Source organism: Enterobacter sp. 168J2, assembly GCF_034107265.1.
Taxonomy (GTDB): Bacteria; Pseudomonadota; Gammaproteobacteria; order Enterobacterales; family Enterobacteriaceae; genus Enterobacter; species Enterobacter nematophilus.
In genome coordinates, this window is sequence record NZ_JAWNEB010000001.1 from 842,373 (window position 1) to 858,749 (window position 16,377).

The following is a 16,377-nucleotide window of genomic DNA, read 5'->3' on the forward strand; positions in this document are numbered from 1 at the left end:
ACCCTTAGCGATGGCCGTACACGCGGGGCCGCGTGTAATAGTCGATGAGCGGAACGGTAATATTGGCGAGCAGGACGGCAAACGCCACGCCGTCCGGATAACCGCCGAAGCTGCGGATGAGCCAGACCAGCAATCCAGCCAGCGCACCGAAGATCAGGCGACCGCGGTTGGTGGTGGAGGCCGTCACCGGATCCGTCAGGATAAAGAATGCGCCTAACATGGTCGCGCCGGAGAGCAGATGAATCTGCGGGCTGGCCAGTGATTCAGGCGAGAAGACCCAGCCCAGCGTGGCGCAGAATGCCAGCGTCACGAGGAAGCTGACCGGAATATGCCAGCGAATGGCCTTCTGCTGCAGCAGGAACAGCCCGCCCAGCAGATAGGCCAGGTTGACCCACTGCCAGCCCGCGCCCGCCAGCATGCCGCTGTAGATGGCGGATTTCATGATCTGCTCAACGCTGTGCCCGGCGTGCAGGGACGTTTTGAACGTATCGAGCGGCGTCGCCTGGCTGATACCGTCTACGCCCATACGCAGCGCGTTCATATCCGCACCCAACGCAGTATGGCCGGTAAAGATCGCCTGCAAAGCATCCACAAAGCCCGGAACCGTGGCCGCAATTTCGTGCGGAGGGAGCCAGCTGGTCATCTGCACCGGGAAGGAGATCAGCAGCACCACGTAGCCGATCATTGCCGGGTTAAACGGGTTATGACCGAGGCCGCCATAGAGCTGTTTGGCAATAATCACGGCAAACACGGTGCCGAGCACTACCATCCACCACGGGGCAAGCGGGGGAATGCTGATGGCCAGCAGCAGGCCGGTCAGCAGCGCGGAGTTGTCGGCCAGGATGCGGGAAACCGCCATCTTGCGCAGCTTCAGCACGAGGGCTTCCGCCGCGACGGCGCTGGCGCATCCCAGAGCTATCTGGAACAGGGTTCCCCAGCCGAAAAACCAGCACTGAACGGCAATGCCCGGCAGCGCGGCCAGGCAGACCAGCATCATAATGCGCGAGGTCTGACGCTGGTTATGGGTGTAGGGGGAACTTGCGATTCTGAAAACCATTTAATCCTCGTTTACGGCTTGCTGTGCGGCTTTCTTCGCCTGAACGCGCGCGATCGCGGCCGCGACGGCGGCCTTTCGCGGGTCGTCGTTTGCGGCCTGCGGCTGCTCTTCCTGCTGCGCTGCTTTGCGCGCTTTGGCGCGCGCGATGGCCGCTTCAACGGCGGCTTTACGCGGGTCGACCGGTGCTTCAGGTTCTGCGGCAGGCGTCTGCTGCGCCGCTTTGCGCGCTTTGGCGCGGGCAATCGCGGCCTCAACGGCGGCTTTACGCGGGTCGACCGGTACTTCGGGTTCTGCGGCAGGCGTCTGCTGCGCTGCTTTTCGCGCTTTAGCGCGGGCAATCGCGGCTTCAACGGCAGCTTTACGCGGATCGACCGGATCCTGTTCAACCACCACTGGCTGCTCCCCGGCCTTGCGGGCTTTGGCACGGGCAATGGCCGCTTCGACGGCCGCTTTGCGTGGATCGATTTCAGCTTCCGGCTGCGCCGTTTGCGCTTTTTCCGCCTGACGGGCGCGGGCCGCAGCCTTGCGCGCTTCGCGGGCGGCAATCGCTTCGCGGTTATCCGGTTTATCACCGGCCTGGATCACCAGCGTCTGGGCGGCATTGGCTTTTTTCTCGCGAACGCGCGCCAGTGCGGCGTTGATTGCATCCTGATCTTTCCCGGCAGGCTGAACGGCGGCCTGCTTATGACGTTCCTGACGGGCCATCTTCTCACGTTCGAGACGCGCCTGACGCGCTTCGAAACGTGCCTTGGCTTCCGCGGCGCGTTTCTCTTCCATGGAGATGGCATAAATTTCGGCCTTCTCCTGGCGGAAGTACTGCACCAGCGGAATGTTGCTTGGGCAGACCCAGGCGCAGGCACCGCATTCGATGCAGTCGGCCAGGTTATGGGCTTTTGCTTTATCGTGCAGCTGGCCTTTGCTGTACCAGTACAGCTGCTGCGGGAGGAGATCCGCCGGGCAGGCATCGGCACAGGCGCTGCAGCGGATGCAGCCTTTCTCTTCCTGCTCTTCCCCCATTTCGGTTGGAGAAGGGGCGAGCAGGCAGTTGGTGATTTTCACCACAGGGACATCGAGCCACGGCAGGGTAAAGCCCATCAGCGGGCCGCCCATGATCACCATCTGGTCGCTGGCCGGGCAAAATTCAGCCTGTTCCAGCAGATGGCGCACCGGCGTGCCGAGGCGCGCCCAGACGTTACCCGGACGAGAAACTGACCCTCCGGTCAGCGTTACCACGCGCTCGGTCAACGGCTCGCCGTCAATCACCGCACGCTTGACGGCGTAAGCGGTGCCGACGTTTTGCATCAGCACGCCGATATCCGACGAGCGTCCGCCGTGCGGCACCTGCTTTCCGGTGAGGATTTGCGTCAGCTGCTTTGCGCCGCCAGAGGGGTACTTGGTCGGAATAACGCGCAGGGCGATATCATGGCTGCCGGCCAGCACGGCGCGCAGCATCGAGATAGCCTGCGGTTTATTGTCTTCGATACCAATCAGCACTTCTCGCGGCTGCAAGATGTGGGCGAGGATGCGGATGCCTTCCACCACCTGGGCGGCGCAATCCTGCATCAAACGATCGTCTGCGGTGATATACGGCTCGCACTCGGCGGCATTGATAATCAGCGTCTGAATCTTATCGCCACCGCCGCTCAGCTTGACGCCGGTCGGGAAGCCCGCGCCGCCAAGCCCCGCGACGCCGAACTGATGAATACGCTCGATAAGCGCGTCGCGGCTCTGGCTGCGGTAGTCGCTCCAGCCGTCACGGTCAATCCAGCGATCTTCACCGTCGGCTTCAATAATCACGCTCAGTTCCGACAGCGCGGACGGATGCGCCACCGTATGAGGGGCAATCGCCACCACTTTACCGGATGTTGGGGCGTGGACCGGCAGCATACGTCCGCGTCCGAAGGTCAGCGGCTGACCGCGCAGCACCGTATCGCCTTCTTTCACGCACAGCTCGCCCTCAGCGCCAATATGCTGCTTGAGCGGCATGACGTAACGCGTCGCCAGCGGAATTTGACGCAGCGGCGTGCCGTTGGACTGGGTTTTCATCTCTGGCGGATGGATACCGCCGTCAAAGTCCCAAATCTTCTCTTTTCTGAAAGCAGAAAATAACTTAAGCATGTTGTTCCACAGGAATATTGCGAACCGGAATAGTTTGAAGATCCCACTTCCAGCTTTCGGTAGTCGTTTCAACCGGGCGCAGCTCTATACATTGCGTCGGGCAGGGGGCCACGCAGAGGTTGCAGCCGGTGCACAGATCCGCCACAACGGTGTGCATGGCGCGGGTCGCGCCAACAATGGCGTCAACCGGGCAGGCCTGAATACATTTGGTGCAGCCGATGCAGTTTGCCTCGTCGATCACGGCAAGGGCGCGAACCGGCTCCTGCGCTTCGGCATCGCCATCTACGGGCTGCGGGTCGACGTTAAGCAGGGCGGCAATTTTCAGCATTACCGCTTCGCCGCCGGGCGCGCAGCGGTTAATTTTTTCACCCTGAATGCCTACCGCTTCAGCGTAAGGGCGGCAGCCCGGGTAGCCGCACTGTCCACACTGACTTTGCGGCAAAAGCTCATCAATTTTCTCAACAACAGGATCGTCCTCTACCGCGAAACGGCGGGAGGCATAGCCCAGGACAAGGCCAAACACCAACCCCAGGACGCTGATAGAGGCGATGGCAATCCAGATAGCACTCATTACAACTTCACCAGACCACTAAAGCCCATAAAGGCCAGAGACATTAAACCCGCGGTCACCAGCGCAATGGCGTTACCGCGAAATGGCGCAGGGATATCCGCTGCCGCCAGACGTTCGCGAATCGACGCGAACAGCACCATAACAAAGGAGAAACCGACGGCGGCGGAAAAACCGTACAGCGCCGACTGCATGAAGTTATGGCCAAGATTGATGTTCAGCAGCGCCACGCCAAGCACCGCGCAGTTGGTGGTGATCAGCGGCAGGAAGATACCCAGCAGGCGGTAGAGCGCCGGGCTGGTTTTACGCACCACCATTTCAGTAAATTGCACCACTACCGCAATGACCAGAATAAACGCCAGCGTCCGGAGATAGATTAACCCCAGCGGGATGAGGATCCAGGTGTCAATCAACCACGCGCAGATAGACGCCATCGTCATGACAAAGGTCGTCGCCAGCCCCATGCCCATCGCCGTTTCCAGCTTTTTGGACACGCCCATAAACGGGCACAGGCCAAGGAACTTCACCAGAACGAAGTTGTTAACCAGCACAGTGCCGACAAAGAGCAGTAAGTAATCGGTCATTATTTAGCCTGAAATAAAAAAGCCGCCTATTATCGGACAAACCGGGGCAGGCGACAACAGGTTATCTGTAAGGTTATTACGGGTTCACGAAGGTGTTTTTCACACGCGTTGAACGCTTGAAATAGGGCACCAGCAGCGCCGCAGCCAGTAACGGGAAAAGCAGCTGGCGGACAGCAAGCGCGTCAGACACGGGCGAGAAAGCAAACGCTTTAACCGCCAGCAGAACCGAAATGAGCAGCCAGATTATATAGTGCTTAGGCACACTCTTGCGGCGCTTAAAGAAGGCGATGGTCAGCCACAGGGTGTAGTACCACATCCCAATCGCGAAAACGAACGACACAAACCACATCGCTATATTCAGCACGCTTTGCGACATCAGGGTCTTAATGGCGTGAGGGGTAATCAATGCGGTGGTATAAAGCAGCAGCGCAAGCGATGCGCTTAATAAGGCAACCAGCAGCCATGCCAGTGGGGCGATTAACCAGCCTCCGATGCGTTCTCCAGGCGTTGCGGTCATGAACTCTCCCATTATCTGCGCGAAATGTTGTACAGCCAGTTTGCAGGGCGGAGAGTATATAACATTTCGCGCGGATGGCTACTTTCTTATAAAACGTAGCGCCATACGGACTTCGGCACTTCGCCGACGTTGAACAAGCGTCCGCCGGAGACCAGCTCCGCACGGCGATGATCCGCGGCGCGATACATATTGATAATGTCCTGATTATCCGACAGGGTGTAGTTCAGATGGTCAAACAGTTTTTCCAGGCTCTCAAGCGAATTGATCTTGCGAAATTTTAATAAATAGTCCTGAACTGTCATATTAATAATTTTCCATATAAAAGTGAGTAATACCAGTTAAGGTAATTCGGTCGAATAATAAACGGATTAATACAGACGTAAACAGCCCACTCAGATAACGCGACGAAATTAGGAGTTTTCTTTGCTGAAATTCAGGCACCGAAGGTGATGCCTGGAAGAGAAGGTTAACCGCGTTCACCGGGGCTGGCAATCCGAAACTGACATATTATGTCACTCTTTATAGCAGCAACCGGTTACTTAGGATGCGTGACGGCAGCAGGCTCCGGCGGCTGGTAGTTATCAATATGGCTGGCTACGCCGAGCAAAATGACCGAAACCCCAAGAACAATCCATCCCGCTAATTCAATGATTCGATTAATAATTGATGCCATGATTCACTGTTGTAATTTATCCATAAATACAGGGCGCAAATGTTACAGCGCTGTTTCTCTGACGGCAAGCGCTTTGGGAACGATTCCCTTATACAAAATCAGAAGGTTAATACTATGTAACAAAAATAGCCGCTACAGCCTGCTATTTTAAGCGCCATGGCTCATTATTAATGAGGACAATGCCAGACAGGCCAGTATGAAATAAGAAACGAAAAAAGAGGACAACACGATGAGTGATAACATCCGCGTCGGGCTTATAGGCTACGGGTACGCGAGCAAAACGTTTCATGCGCCTCTGATCGCCGGGACGCCGGGAATGGCGCTGGCTGCGGTATCCAGCAGCGACGCCGCCAAAGTCCACGCTGACTGGCCCGCAGTGCCGGTTGTCTCTGAGCCTAAACATCTTTTCAACGATCCGAATATCGATTTAATTGTTATTCCCACCCCGAACGACACGCACTTCCCGCTGGCGAAAGCCGCGCTGGAAGCGGGGAAACATGTCATTGTTGACAAACCCTTCACCGTGACGTTGTCACAGGCGCGTGAGCTGGAGGCGCTGGCGAAAAGCCTGGGCAGAGTGCTGTCCGTTTTCCATAACCGCCGCTGGGACAGCGACTTCCTGACGGTTAAGACACTTCTCGGGGAAGGCACGTTAGGGGAGATCGTTTATTTTGAATCGCACTTTGACCGCTTCCGTCCGCAGGTAAGAAACCGCTGGCGCGAACAGGCCGGTCCGGGCAGCGGCATCTGGTACGATTTAGCCCCGCATCTGCTGGACCAGGCCGTGAATCTGTTTGGTTTGCCGGTGAGCATGACGGTCGATCTGGCCCAGCTCAGGCCCGGGGCGCAGACAACCGATTACTTCCACGCGGTGTTGAGTTACCCGCAGCGCCGGATTGTGCTGCACGGCACGATGGTCGCAGCCGCGGAATCTGCCCGCTTTATCATTCACGGCACGCGCGGGAGCTACGTGAAATTTGGCCTCGATCCGCAGGAAGACCGGCTTAAAAACGGAGAACGTCTGCCGCAGGAAGACTGGGGCTATGATATGCGCGACGGCGTCGTGACGCGGGCGGAAGGTGAGGAGCTGGTTGAGGAAACCCTGTTAACGATCCCGGGAAACTATCCGGCCTATTATGCAGCCATCCGCGATGCGCTGAACGGAACGGGGGAGAACCCGGTTCCGGCCAGCCAGGCGATCCAGATTATGGAGCTGATTGAGCTGGGGATTGAATCTGCCAAACATCGCGCCACGCTTTGTCTGGCATAATTTTTGTAAGCCGGGTAAGCGCCAGCGCCACCCGGCAGCGGCGTTAACCGCGCGCCACTTTATTCCGCAGCGCCTGCTTCTCTTCAGGCGTAAGGAAGGCGATCTCCAGCCCGTTTACCTGCGCCTGACGGATCTGCTCGCGGCTCAGGCCAGCCTGCGGCGCGGCGATGTTGTACTCGTGGATGATATCCACGCCCTGAACCGCCGGATCGTCCGTGTTCAGCGAGGCCAGCACGCCGTGCTCAAGGAACGTTTTCAGCGGGTGCTGCGCCAGCGTTGCCACGGTGCTGGTCTGAATGTTGGACGTCAGGCACGACTCAATCCCGATACGCTGCTCCGCCAGGAAATCCATCAGGGCGCGATCTTCTACCGCCTTCACGCCGTGGCCGATACGCTCTGCGCCCAGCTCGCGGATGGCCTGCCAGATGCTTTCCGGGCCCGCTGCTTCCCCCGCATGCACGGTAATGTGCCAGCCGGCATCGCGCGCGCGATTGAAGTGGGAGAGGAACAGGCTGCCCGGGAAGCCCAGCTCATCGCCGGCGAGGTCGACGGCGGTGATGGCATCGCGGTGCGCCAGCAGCGCTTCAAGCTCCTGCAGGCAGGCGGCCTCGCCGAACGTGCGGCTCATAATGCCGATCAGGCGGGCCTGGACGTCGTAGGTTTTACACCCTTCGCGGACGCCTTCAATGACGGCCTCCACCACGCCAGCAACGGGCAGGCCGTGGGTCATCGCCATATAGCCCGGCGAGAAGCGCAGCTCGACGTAATGCAGGCCGTTACGGGCCGCATCTTCAATATTCTCAAACGCCACGCGGCGGCAGGCATCCAGCGAGGCCAGCATCTTCACGCCCCAGTCGAGCTTGCTCAGGAAGCTGACCAGGTCCGGTTCATTGGAGGTGACCTGAACGTGTGGGATCAATGACTCAAGCGTCTGAGCGGGAAGCGTTAAATTGAACTGGCGGCCAAGATCGAGGATGGTTTGGGCACGAATGTTACCGTCAAGGTGACGATGAATATCAGTTAAAGGCAGGCGTGTATCAATCATGGTCGCACTCTTTTCTGGTTAAAGTGCGCCATATTATAAAAACAAAACGGGGTAAAAAGCTATTTGCGCAAGGGAATATTCCGTTGCGCAAACAAATTACAGGAGCGTGTTGATCCCGGCGATGAGGCGCTTAACCCCTTGTTCCAGCTTGCTGCGCGGACAGCCGGCGTTAAGGCGCACGAAGCCGTTGCCCTCTTTTCCGTACGTGTATCCCGGCATGATGGCGACTTTTTGCTGCTCGATCAGCACTTTTTGCAGTGCCCTGTCGTCAACGTTCAGCGGGCGCAGGTCAATCCAGGCCAGATAGGTTGCTTCCGGCGGCTGCCAGTTAAGTTTCGGAAAAGCGCTGTTTAATTCCTGCGCGATATACAACAGATTCTCTTCCAGATAACGCCGCAAGGCATCCAGCCACGGCTCTCCCTGCTGATAGGCGGCGATATGTGCCGTGAGCGCCAGCACGGAAGGGGAAGAGAGTCCGTCCCGGCCTTTTAGCGCGCTGAGATAGCCGGTACGGCTCTCCTCATCGCCAATCAGGCCGTATGCGCCCGTCAGCGCCGGAATATTAAAGCTTTTCGAGCCGGAGGTGAGAAGCGCCCATTTGCCGCGTGCCACAGCGTTCCACGGGGTGTGGCGATGCATCCCCCACACCATGTCCATATGAATTTCATCGCTGATTACCGCCACGTCATAGCGTTCGCAAAGCTCGGCCATATGGTTCAATTCTTCAAGAGTCCATACTTTTCCGGTCGGATTTTGCGGGCTGCACAGCAGCAAAATTTTGTTTTCCGGTTTCGCCAGGGCCGCTTCAAGCGCCGCCATATTGCCCTGCCAGCCAGCCGCCTGCTTTTCCATCTCAACGGGCACAACCTGACGCGCATTGCCTCTAATCGCGTTGTAAAACGCATCGTACGCCGGGGTGTGGACCACCACGCCGTCACCGGGCTTTGACCAGAGGCGAATCAGTTCTGACACCATGTAGATGACGGAAGGGCCATAAACGATGGTTTCTTTATCGATGCGGCTGTTAAAGCGTTGCTGGAACCAGTGCGCAACGGCGGCAAGAAACTCGTCGTTTTTCCAGCGGCTATAGCCTAAAACGCCGTGGTTGATGCGCTGATGCAGCGCGTCGGTAATGCAGGGGGCGGTGGCGAAGTCCATATCCGAGATGGTGAAGGGCAGCAGATCCGCTGCGCCAAAACGGTCGGCGACGTAGTCCCACTGCGTACACCAGGTGCCGTGTCGATCCACGACGGTAGAAAAATCAAACATGACGTTAATCCTTAAAGTAAAACCCCCTCATGAGAGGGGGTTGAGGCATCAGGCTTCTACTGTTCGCATCAGGGTTGCCAGCTCATCTTTCACCGACTGAACCTGCGGGCCGATAACCACCTGCAAATTGTGCTGATTTAACTGTACCACGCCGATGGCCCGGTTGGCTTTCAGGGCGTTGGTATCCACTTTTGACATATCCGCCACCGACAGACGCAGGCGGGTGATGCAGTTATCCAGCGAGGTAATGTTATCCGCACCGCCCAGCGCAGCCAGAATGGCAGGGGTGTTGTACCCGGATTTGCCCACGGTACCGGCCACCGCCTGCTCAACGCTGGTGGCGGTATCGGTATCGCGGCCCGGCGTTTTCAGGTTAAAGCGGGTGATGGCGAAGCGGAAGATACCGTAGTACACCGCGAACCAGATGGCCGCCACGACCGGCACCAGGTACCACTTGGTGGACAGGCCGTGCAGGATCCCGAACACCACGAAGTCGATCACGTTGCCGTCAGTGTTGCCGATGGTCACGCCCAGCACCGCCATCACGGTGAAGCCCAGGCCGGTCAGCAGCGCGTGGATGAGATACAGCACCGGTGCGACAAACAGGAACAGGAATTCGATAGGTTCAGTGGTGCCGCCGACGACGCAGGCAATCACGCCGGAGATCAGCAGCCCTTTAATTTTATGACGGTTTTCCGGGCGCGCGCAGTGGTACATTGCCAGCGCGGCGCCCGGCAGGCCGCCGAGGAAGGCCGGCATTTTACCCTGAGACAGGAAGCGGGTGGCGCTTTCGGAGAAGCCGTGGGTGGTCGGGCAGCTCAGCTGCGCCTGGAAGATGGTCAGCGCACCGCTCACGTCGTGACCGCACACCTCCATGGTGCCGCCCGCTTCGGTGAAGCGAATCAGGGCCACCAGGATATGCTGCAGGCCGAACGGCAGCAGCAGACGCTCGCCGGTACCGAAGATCATCGGACCAAAATCTCCCGCGCCGTTGATGATGCGGCCAATGCCGTTGATGCCCATCGCAAAGACCGGCCAGATCAGCGGAATGATCAGGCCGAACAGACCCATGACCACCAGGGTGACAATCGGCACGAAGCGGGTACCGCCGAAGAAGGCCAGGGCATCCGGCAGGCGGATATTGTGGAAGCGCTCGTGCAGCATCCAGATAATGACCCCGGCGATCACCGCCCCGAGGATCCCGGTATCAATAGACTGGATGCCGATCACGCTCTGAATGTTGTTGGCCTTCAGCACGGCAGCATCGGTGGTCGGCAGAATGCCCTTCGCGGTCAGCCAGAAGTTAACCGCCAGGTTCATCACGGCGTAACCGACAAACCCGGCAAACGCCGCGACGCCTTTATTCTCGCGGGCCAGACCCAGCGGGATGGCGATGCAGAACATCACGGGCAGGAAGCTAAACGCGAAGGAGCCGACCTTACTCATCCAGATAAAGATCGCCTGCAGCACGGGAGTACCGAGGAACGGGATCAGCGTGATGACGTCTTTACTGCTCAGCGAGCTGCCGATCCCGAGCATGATCCCGCAGAACGAGAGGAGCGCCACGGGCAGCATAAAGGTTTTACCCAGTTGCTGGAAAAACTCCCACAGCGATATTTTTTGTGCTGCTTTCGCCGTCATAAAACGACTCCTTTATTGTTAAAATTGGTTTGTCTGCTTCAATGCTGCGAGAAGATAAAACGTTTTATCAAAGTTTAGTGCGCGCTGAATCACATTCTCAGGCTTTGACTGGTAGTATAAAGATAACGTATTGATAAAACGTTTTACCGATCTCATTTCAGGGAGTCACGCCGACACATGGCCGTAGCGAAAAAAATCACCATCAACGATGTCGCGCTGGCGGCGGGGGTTTCCGTCAGCACCGTTTCTCTGGTACTGAGCGGGAAAGGTCGCATCTCTCCCGCAACCGGTCAGCGGGTGAACGAGGCGGTTGAACAGCTGGGCTTTGTGCGTAACCGCCAGGCGTCGGCGCTGCGCGGCGGGCAAAGCGGGGTGATTGGCCTGATTGTCCGCGACCTGACGTCACCTTTCTATGCGGAGCTGACCGCCGGGTTAACCGAGGCTCTGGAAGCGCAGGGGCGGATGGTCTTTCTGCTGCACGGCGGGCGCGAGGCCGGGCAGCTTCTCTCCCGTCTCGATATGCTGCTGACCCAGGGGGTTGACGGAGTGATCGTCGCCGGAGCGTCGGGCGTGGGCAGCGAACTGTGCGAGCGCGCCGCCGAAAAAGGCGTGCCGCTGGTGTTTGCCTCGCGCGCCAGCTACCTGGACGAGGCCGATACGCTGCGCCCGGATAACATGCAGGCCGCGCAAATGTTGACCGAACATCTTATTCGCCGCGGGCATCAGCGCATTGCCTGGCTGGGAGGTAAAAGCTCTTCCCTGACGCGCGCCGAGCGTGTCGGCGGCTACTGCGCGACGCTGATTAAATACGGCCTGCCGTTCCACAGCGAATGGGTCGTGGAGTGTGAATCCAGCCAGAAAAAAGCGGCGGAAGCGATTGGCGCGCTGCTGCGAAGCAGCCCGACGATCAGCGCCGTGATTTGCTACAACGATGTGATTGCTATGGGCGCCTGGTTCGGCCTGATCCGCGCCGGGCGTCAGAGCGGCGAGGGCGGGGTGGAAACCTTCTTCGGTCATCAGGTGGCGTTAGGGGCCTTCGCCGACGTTGGTGAAAACGCGCTGGACGATCTCCCCATCGTCTGGGCTACCACCCCTGCGCGGGAGATGGGCTACACGCTGGCGGACAGAATTATGCAGCGCATCGACAATACGGATGTCCAGGCCGGGCACCAGATTGTGGCGGCGCGGCTGGTGACGGTGAAATAATTCAGCTCTGCTGCGTAAGCGGGTTGAGCGTCAGCTGTGTCTCCAGTGCTTCTACAAATTTTCGCACTTTTGCCGGGATCAGGCGTGACGTTGGGTAGACAGCCCAAATGGCCAGCGATTCCGGCTGAGCATCTTCAAGGACGATCCGCACGAGTTTACCCTCTGCGATGGCAGGCTCTACGTACCAGCGAGATAAATTCGCGATGCCGAGTCCTCCCAGGCAAGCCTCGAAAATGGCCTCAATAGAGTTAGCCGAGAATCGGCCTGACACCTTTTGTTTGTAGCGCTGTTCACCCTTTTCAAACGACCAGTGCGTCGTCTCAGTGGTGGTCAGGCAGCTATGTCCAGCCAGATCGTTAAGTAATGTCGGCGAACCGTACGCGGCCAGATACTCCGCGCTGGCGCAAAGCTCGCGAGGGTTATCACAGATGCGGTGTGCAACCAACCGGTTATCGCGCAGCGGTGCAATGCGTAACGCCACGTCTATGCCTTTCCCGACAATATCAATTTGCTCATCGGTTGCCAGCAGGTCAACCTGCAGGGCAGGATGTTGCTGCATAAACAGCGGCAACATCGGCGCAACGATCTTGCGTCCAAACGCGGCTGAGGCGGTAATGCGAAGACGTCCGGACAGCTGCGTACCGTCGGGAAACAGATCGGCCAGCGCGTTATTTTTATCTTCCAGCAGCGCCTGCGCATGAGGCAAAAAAACGTCCCCATCGCTGGTGGGTGAGAGGGATCGCGTGGTGCGATGCACCAGCCTGACCCCCAGTTCGGCCTCAAGATTGTTAAGAGAGCGTGACGCGGCCATGGGGCTCATCGAGAGCCGACGCGCGGCGCCCGCCAGGCTACCGGCCTTGATGGCTTCGACAAACACTTCAATATCTTCCAGCTTCATTATATCGTTTTTCGTTACGCTGCCTTATCAAAGTACATATCTACAGTATTTATCGTTGTGCTGCCATAGTCTCTTCACGTTGTGAGAAAATGAATCTGGAGAGAAGATGAAAAAGTTGAAAACGGTTCTGGCATTCAGCAGCCTGCTGCTGGTAAGTGCCGCCTGGGCTGACGCACCTGCGCAGGTGAAACAGCAGGTCCCCGGCTATTATCGTCTGGCGGTAGGGGAATATGAGGTCACGGCGCTGTTCGACGGCTATAACGACCTTTCGCCGTCATTACTGCACGGCCTTTCAGACGACAAGGTTCGTAAACTGCTGGCTCAGCATAAAATTGATGCCGAACGCATGCCGACCGCGTTTAACGCTTTCCTGGTTAATACCGGTAAACATCTGGTCATGATTGACAGCGGAGCGGGGCACTGCGTGCCGCAAACGGCCGGCCAGCTGGTCAACAATATGAAAGCATCAGGCTACCGTCCTGAGCAGGTTGATACCATTTTCCTGACGCATCTTCATCTTGATCATGTTTGTGGCCTGAGCGATGCGGACGGTAAAGCGTTGTTCCCTAATGCCACCGTCTACGTACCGCAGGGGGAGGCCGACTACTGGCTCGATCCTGCAAAAGAAGCGAGCGCGCCGGCTAATGCGAAGGAGTATTTCGCTATTGCCCGAAAAGCGTTGTCTGAGTATAAAGCCTCCGGACATCTTAAAACCTTCGTTCCGCCAGCCTCGCCCATCCCGGAAGTCCAGACAGCCTATGCCGTTGGTCATACGCCTGGCAGTACCGTTTATCGCTTTGCGTCTCAGGGGACGGCTATTAACTTCATTGGGGATCTGATTCATGCGCCAGCCGTCCAGTTCCCGCATCCTGAAGTGTCTATTCGCTTTGACGTCGATTCGAAAAAAGCCATCTCGTCCCGGGCGCAGGAATTTAACGCGCTGGCGAAAGAGGGTGAGTGGATGGCCGCAGCGCATCTGCCTTTCCCGGGTATTGGGCATATTACCGCCTGGCAGCTGGGCTATAGCTGGAACCCTGTAAATTACGGGCCTTATCAACGTGCGGCCAACGTGCCTCTGCTGAAATAAAGTGAGGTTACGAATATGAAAAGTTACACCGTAACGGCAAACGGCATCCGCCAGTTTGTGGTTGAAGAGGGTGAAGGCGCTCCTGTTATTCTCCTGCACGGTTTTCCTGAAACAAACTATGCCTGGCGCTACCAGATGCCGGTATTGTCCCGGCACTACCGCGTAATCGCCCCGGATTTACGAGGATATGGCGAAACGGATAAACCAGTTTCTGGCTATGATAAACGGAACATGGCGCGGGACATCCGGGAGCTGATGCGTGCGCTGGGCTTACAGAAGGTGGTGCTGGTGGGGCACGATCGCGGCGCGCGCGTCGCGACGCGGTTTGCAAAAGATTACCCAGAACTGGTGGATCGTCTGGTGGTGATGGATAACGTGCCAACGCGTATCGTGGCGCGCGATTTGAATGCGTCCATCGCCCGCGCATACTGGTTCTTCCTGTTCCATCTTGTGCCCGATCTGCCGGAAGCGCTGATTGCGGGACGCGAAAATATCTGGCTGCGCCACTTTTTCTCGGACTGGACCTACGATCCGTCAACCATCAGCGGCGAAGCGTTTGACACCTATGTTCGCGCGTATCAGGCGCCCGGAGCCGTGCGAGGCGCGATGGCTGACTACCGCGCCAACGCGGAAGATGTGGCGCAGGATCTTGCCGACGCTGACGTGAAAATCACCTGTCCGGTAATGTCGCTGTGGGGCAATGATTTTCACGCGGTTGGCAAGCTCTTCGATATGCAAAGCGTCTGGGCTGAAATGGCGGATAACCTGCGGGCGTACGGTATCGACGAGTGTGGACATCTTCCTCAGGAGGAACAGCCTGAGAAAGTTAACGCCTTGCTGCTGGATTTCCTGCAGGGATGGAAGGGATAACGACATTAAAAAACCCCTCGTAAGAGGGGTTTTTCTGTTTACTGCTGCGGTGCCGCCGGTACGGCTGGCGCTGCGGGTTCAGCCGGTTCCGGCATCCCCAGCGTTGGCATACCAAACATGCCAACAAACTCTTCCAGCGGCATTTTGTCGCCGTTCAGCGTTACCTGGCCGTTGGCATATTGCAGGCTGGTGGAAATGGTGTTGTCTTCCACTTTGGTGATGCGGAACATCTGACCCATCGCCGCCAGACCTTTCACCTGCTGGTTCGCCAGCTTGCCGGCATCTTCATCGCCATAGCCTTCCAGCTTCGCAATCTGGGTCATAAACTCGGTCGCCATATCCATCGGGATGGTCAGCTTGCTGTCGAGCGACTTCACGCTGCGATCCACTTCCTGCGCCAGCGTCTGCGGTTCACCCGTGGCGGCGGCAGGATCTTTCAGGAACAGCGACAGGTTAAAGCTGGTTTCGCCTTTGCTGTTTTTCCAGCTTAGCGGCGCAACGGTGACCACCGGCTCGCCTTTCAGCAGGATTGGCAGGTTATTGAACAGCACCGCCATCGCCTGCTGCTGGTACACTTCCGGGTTCTGCTGCAGCGCGGCGTCGGTCAGCAGCGCCTGGCTCTCTTTGCTGTATTTCTGGCTAAATTCGTGCCACGCCTGGCCGTCGATATTGCCGATCTTCAGCGACAGCTTGCCGGTGCCCAGATCCTGATTCTGCACCTTCAGGCTCTTCAGCGTGTAATCCAGCTGGGTGTTGATGCTCTTACCGTCTTTGGATACGTCGGATTGACCGTTAACGTCCATGCCTTCCAGCACGGCCATCTCTTTCCCTTCAATTGCGATAGCAATCTTATCCACGGAGAGCTTCTGGTCGCCGATACGCTCTTTAAAGTCGGTCATACGGCTGTTGCCGTCGGCTTTCAGGTTGTTGAAGGTGAGCTGTACTTTTTGGTTGTATTCGTTCACGGCGTTGACCAGGCCGCTTTCCGCTTCACCCGTCATGGAGAAGACGTTGCCGTCCCGATCCGCATCAAGTTTGAAATGACCGCCGCTGAAGGCGACTTTTTCGTTCTCTTTCTCGTAGTTCAGCGCTTTCAGCGCGATATCAGAACTGGTATCACCGGAGTAGCTAATGCGTGTGTTAATGTCGAAAGGTGATTCGTTCTTTGCCAGGTCAAACAGCGGTTTGGTGACGTCGTTATTCACCAGCACGGTATGAACGGACGCCATGGACGGGATCAGGTTAAACGACTTTAACTGCGCCAGCGGCAGCGGACCGTGGCTTACCACTTCATCCAGCACCACGCTCTGTCCCGGCTTCAGCCAGCCGTTTGCCGCACCGGCCACCGGCTTCACCACCAGCTGCATACGGCTGGTGAACACGCCGCGCTGATAGTTCTGGTAGCTCAGCTCCAGACCCGCCTCCGGCGCGCTGCGCTTAATCTCTCCGTTAGCCTGCGCCACCATCTCAGCCAGACGGCCTTCCAGCTGTTTCCCGGTAAACCAGGAGGCACCCGTCCAGACCACGCCTAACGCTACAATCACTCCAACCGCTACGACCGATTTTTTCATTGC

The 16,377-nt window shown here is 57.7% G+C and carries 16 protein-coding genes; 4 read left to right on the forward strand and 12 right to left on the reverse strand.

All coding sequences use genetic code 11. The features are described 5' to 3' along the window. Nucleotides 1–4: 4 nt before the first annotated feature. From rsxD to blr, 7 genes are all read right to left on the reverse strand, one after another. The gene (gene rsxD / locus USG84_RS04175) at nt 5–1,057 is read right to left on the reverse strand and encodes an electron transport complex subunit RsxD (protein ID WP_253541723.1); all 1,053 of its coding nucleotides are present in this window, start codon (nt 1,055–1,057) and stop codon (nt 5–7) included. Further along, on the reverse strand, nt 1,058–3,175 hold the full coding sequence (gene rsxC, locus USG84_RS04180; protein ID WP_253541726.1) for an electron transport complex subunit RsxC: 2,118 nt from the start codon (nt 3,173–3,175) through the stop codon (nt 1,058–1,060). It abuts the gene before it with no gap. Continuing rightward, complete coding sequence (gene rsxB, locus USG84_RS04185; RefSeq protein ID WP_061098411.1) at nt 3,168–3,746, reverse strand: electron transport complex subunit RsxB; 579 nt, start codon at nt 3,744–3,746, stop codon at nt 3,168–3,170. Before rsxB ends, rsxC begins: the two co-directional genes overlap by 8 nt. Continuing rightward, nucleotides 3,746–4,327, reverse strand: coding sequence for an electron transport complex subunit RsxA (rsxA, locus tag USG84_RS04190; RefSeq protein ID WP_014883581.1), 582 nt, complete (start codon nt 4,325–4,327; stop codon nt 3,746–3,748). The genes rsxB and rsxA overlap by 1 nt, the downstream gene beginning before the upstream one ends. Nucleotides 4,328–4,403: 76 nt before the next feature. Beyond that, nucleotides 4,404–4,844 (reverse strand): DUF2569 domain-containing protein, encoded by a 441-nt coding sequence (locus tag USG84_RS04195; RefSeq protein ID WP_151413875.1) that lies wholly within the window; start codon nt 4,842–4,844, stop codon nt 4,404–4,406. A gap of 86 nt (nt 4,845–4,930) precedes the next feature. Next, nucleotides 4,931–5,146 (reverse strand): transcription modulator YdgT, encoded by a 216-nt coding sequence (gene ydgT, locus USG84_RS04200; protein WP_013096896.1) that lies wholly within the window; start codon nt 5,144–5,146, stop codon nt 4,931–4,933. A 233-nt stretch (nt 5,147–5,379) separates the two neighbouring features. After that, nucleotides 5,380–5,505, reverse strand: coding sequence for a division septum protein Blr (gene blr, locus USG84_RS04205; protein ID WP_168733269.1), 126 nt, complete (start codon nt 5,503–5,505; stop codon nt 5,380–5,382). Between the two features lie 241 nt (nt 5,506–5,746). On the opposite strand from blr, the gene USG84_RS04210 reads away from it, so the two are divergent. Continuing rightward, complete coding sequence (locus tag USG84_RS04210; RefSeq protein ID WP_151413874.1) at nt 5,747–6,787, forward strand: oxidoreductase; 1,041 nt, start codon at nt 5,747–5,749, stop codon at nt 6,785–6,787. A 43-nt stretch (nt 6,788–6,830) separates the two neighbouring features. Here USG84_RS04210 and add read toward each other — a convergent pair whose 3' ends face one another. From add to malX, 3 genes are all read right to left on the reverse strand, one after another. Next, nucleotides 6,831–7,832 carry an adenosine deaminase gene (gene add, locus USG84_RS04215; RefSeq protein WP_253541729.1) on the reverse strand — a complete coding sequence of 334 codons (1,002 nt, stop codon included), beginning with the start codon at nt 7,830–7,832 and terminating at the stop codon, nt 6,831–6,833. Nucleotides 7,833–7,928: 96 nt separating this feature from the next. Then, the gene (locus tag USG84_RS04220) at nt 7,929–9,101 is read right to left on the reverse strand and encodes a MalY/PatB family protein (protein WP_253541733.1); all 1,173 of its coding nucleotides are present in this window, start codon (nt 9,099–9,101) and stop codon (nt 7,929–7,931) included. A 48-nt stretch (nt 9,102–9,149) separates the two neighbouring features. Beyond that, nucleotides 9,150–10,742 (reverse strand): maltose/glucose-specific PTS transporter subunit IIBC, encoded by a 1,593-nt coding sequence (malX, locus tag USG84_RS04225; protein WP_061098406.1) that lies wholly within the window; start codon nt 10,740–10,742, stop codon nt 9,150–9,152. 177 nt (nt 10,743–10,919) lie between these two features. Between malX and USG84_RS04230 the strand changes: the two genes are divergently transcribed. Next, nucleotides 10,920–11,948: a Mal regulon transcriptional regulator MalI gene (locus USG84_RS04230; RefSeq protein ID WP_253541739.1), complete on the forward strand. Its 1,029-nt coding sequence runs from the start codon at nt 10,920–10,922 to the stop codon at nt 11,946–11,948. A gap of 1 nt (nt 11,949) precedes the next feature. On the opposite strand, the gene USG84_RS04235 is transcribed toward USG84_RS04230, so the two are convergent. Continuing rightward, nucleotides 11,950–12,846 carry a LysR family transcriptional regulator gene (locus tag USG84_RS04235; protein WP_151413873.1) on the reverse strand — a complete coding sequence of 299 codons (897 nt, stop codon included), beginning with the start codon at nt 12,844–12,846 and terminating at the stop codon, nt 11,950–11,952. A gap of 106 nt (nt 12,847–12,952) precedes the next feature. Here USG84_RS04235 and USG84_RS04240 point away from each other — a divergent pair, with 106 nt between their 5' ends. Together USG84_RS04240 and USG84_RS04245 are read left to right on the forward strand one after the other, a co-directional pair. Continuing rightward, the gene (locus USG84_RS04240; protein ID WP_151413872.1) at nt 12,953–13,933 is read left to right on the forward strand and encodes an MBL fold metallo-hydrolase; all 981 of its coding nucleotides are present in this window, start codon (nt 12,953–12,955) and stop codon (nt 13,931–13,933) included. A gap of 15 nt (nt 13,934–13,948) precedes the next feature. Continuing rightward, a complete protein-coding gene (locus tag USG84_RS04245; RefSeq protein WP_253541742.1) occupies nt 13,949–14,803 on the forward strand; it encodes an alpha/beta fold hydrolase in 855 nt (284 codons plus the stop codon). Between the two features lie 38 nt (nt 14,804–14,841). Here USG84_RS04245 and USG84_RS04250 read toward each other — a convergent pair whose 3' ends face one another. Further along, nucleotides 14,842–16,374: a YdgA family protein gene (locus USG84_RS04250; RefSeq protein WP_151413871.1), complete on the reverse strand. Its 1,533-nt coding sequence runs from the start codon at nt 16,372–16,374 to the stop codon at nt 14,842–14,844. Between the last annotated feature and the right edge of the window lie 3 nt (nt 16,375–16,377).

Excerpts from the sequence above, each read along its gene's own strand:
- ydgT (WP_013096896.1), bottom strand. The coding sequence starts at position 5,146 with ATGACAGTTCAGGACTATTTATTAAAATTTCGCAAGATCAATTCGCTT.
- USG84_RS04245 (WP_253541742.1), top strand. The coding sequence starts at position 13,949 with ATGAAAAGTTACACCGTAACGGCAAACGGCATCCGCCAGTTTGTGGTT.
- USG84_RS04220 (WP_253541733.1), bottom strand. The coding sequence starts at position 9,101 with ATGTTTGATTTTTCTACCGTCGTGGATCGACACGGCACCTGGTGTACG.
- rsxD (WP_253541723.1), bottom strand. The coding sequence starts at position 1,057 with ATGGTTTTCAGAATCGCAAGTTCCCCCTACACCCATAACCAGCGTCAG.
- add (WP_253541729.1), bottom strand. The coding sequence starts at position 7,832 with ATGATTGATACACGCCTGCCTTTAACTGATATTCATCGTCACCTTGAC.
- malX (WP_061098406.1), bottom strand. The coding sequence starts at position 10,742 with ATGACGGCGAAAGCAGCACAAAAAATATCGCTGTGGGAGTTTTTCCAG.
- rsxB (WP_061098411.1), bottom strand. The coding sequence starts at position 3,746 with ATGAGTGCTATCTGGATTGCCATCGCCTCTATCAGCGTCCTGGGGTTG.
- USG84_RS04230 (WP_253541739.1), top strand. The coding sequence starts at position 10,920 with ATGGCCGTAGCGAAAAAAATCACCATCAACGATGTCGCGCTGGCGGCG.
- rsxA (WP_014883581.1), bottom strand. The coding sequence starts at position 4,327 with ATGACCGATTACTTACTGCTCTTTGTCGGCACTGTGCTGGTTAACAAC.
- rsxC (WP_253541726.1), bottom strand. The coding sequence starts at position 3,175 with ATGCTTAAGTTATTTTCTGCTTTCAGAAAAGAGAAGATTTGGGACTTT.
- USG84_RS04210 (WP_151413874.1), top strand. The coding sequence starts at position 5,747 with ATGAGTGATAACATCCGCGTCGGGCTTATAGGCTACGGGTACGCGAGC.
- USG84_RS04235 (WP_151413873.1), bottom strand. The coding sequence starts at position 12,846 with ATGAAGCTGGAAGATATTGAAGTGTTTGTCGAAGCCATCAAGGCCGGT.
- USG84_RS04195 (WP_151413875.1), bottom strand. The coding sequence starts at position 4,844 with ATGACCGCAACGCCTGGAGAACGCATCGGAGGCTGGTTAATCGCCCCA.
- USG84_RS04240 (WP_151413872.1), top strand. The coding sequence starts at position 12,953 with ATGAAAAAGTTGAAAACGGTTCTGGCATTCAGCAGCCTGCTGCTGGTA.
- USG84_RS04250 (WP_151413871.1), bottom strand. The coding sequence starts at position 16,374 with ATGAAAAAATCGGTCGTAGCGGTTGGAGTGATTGTAGCGTTAGGCGTG.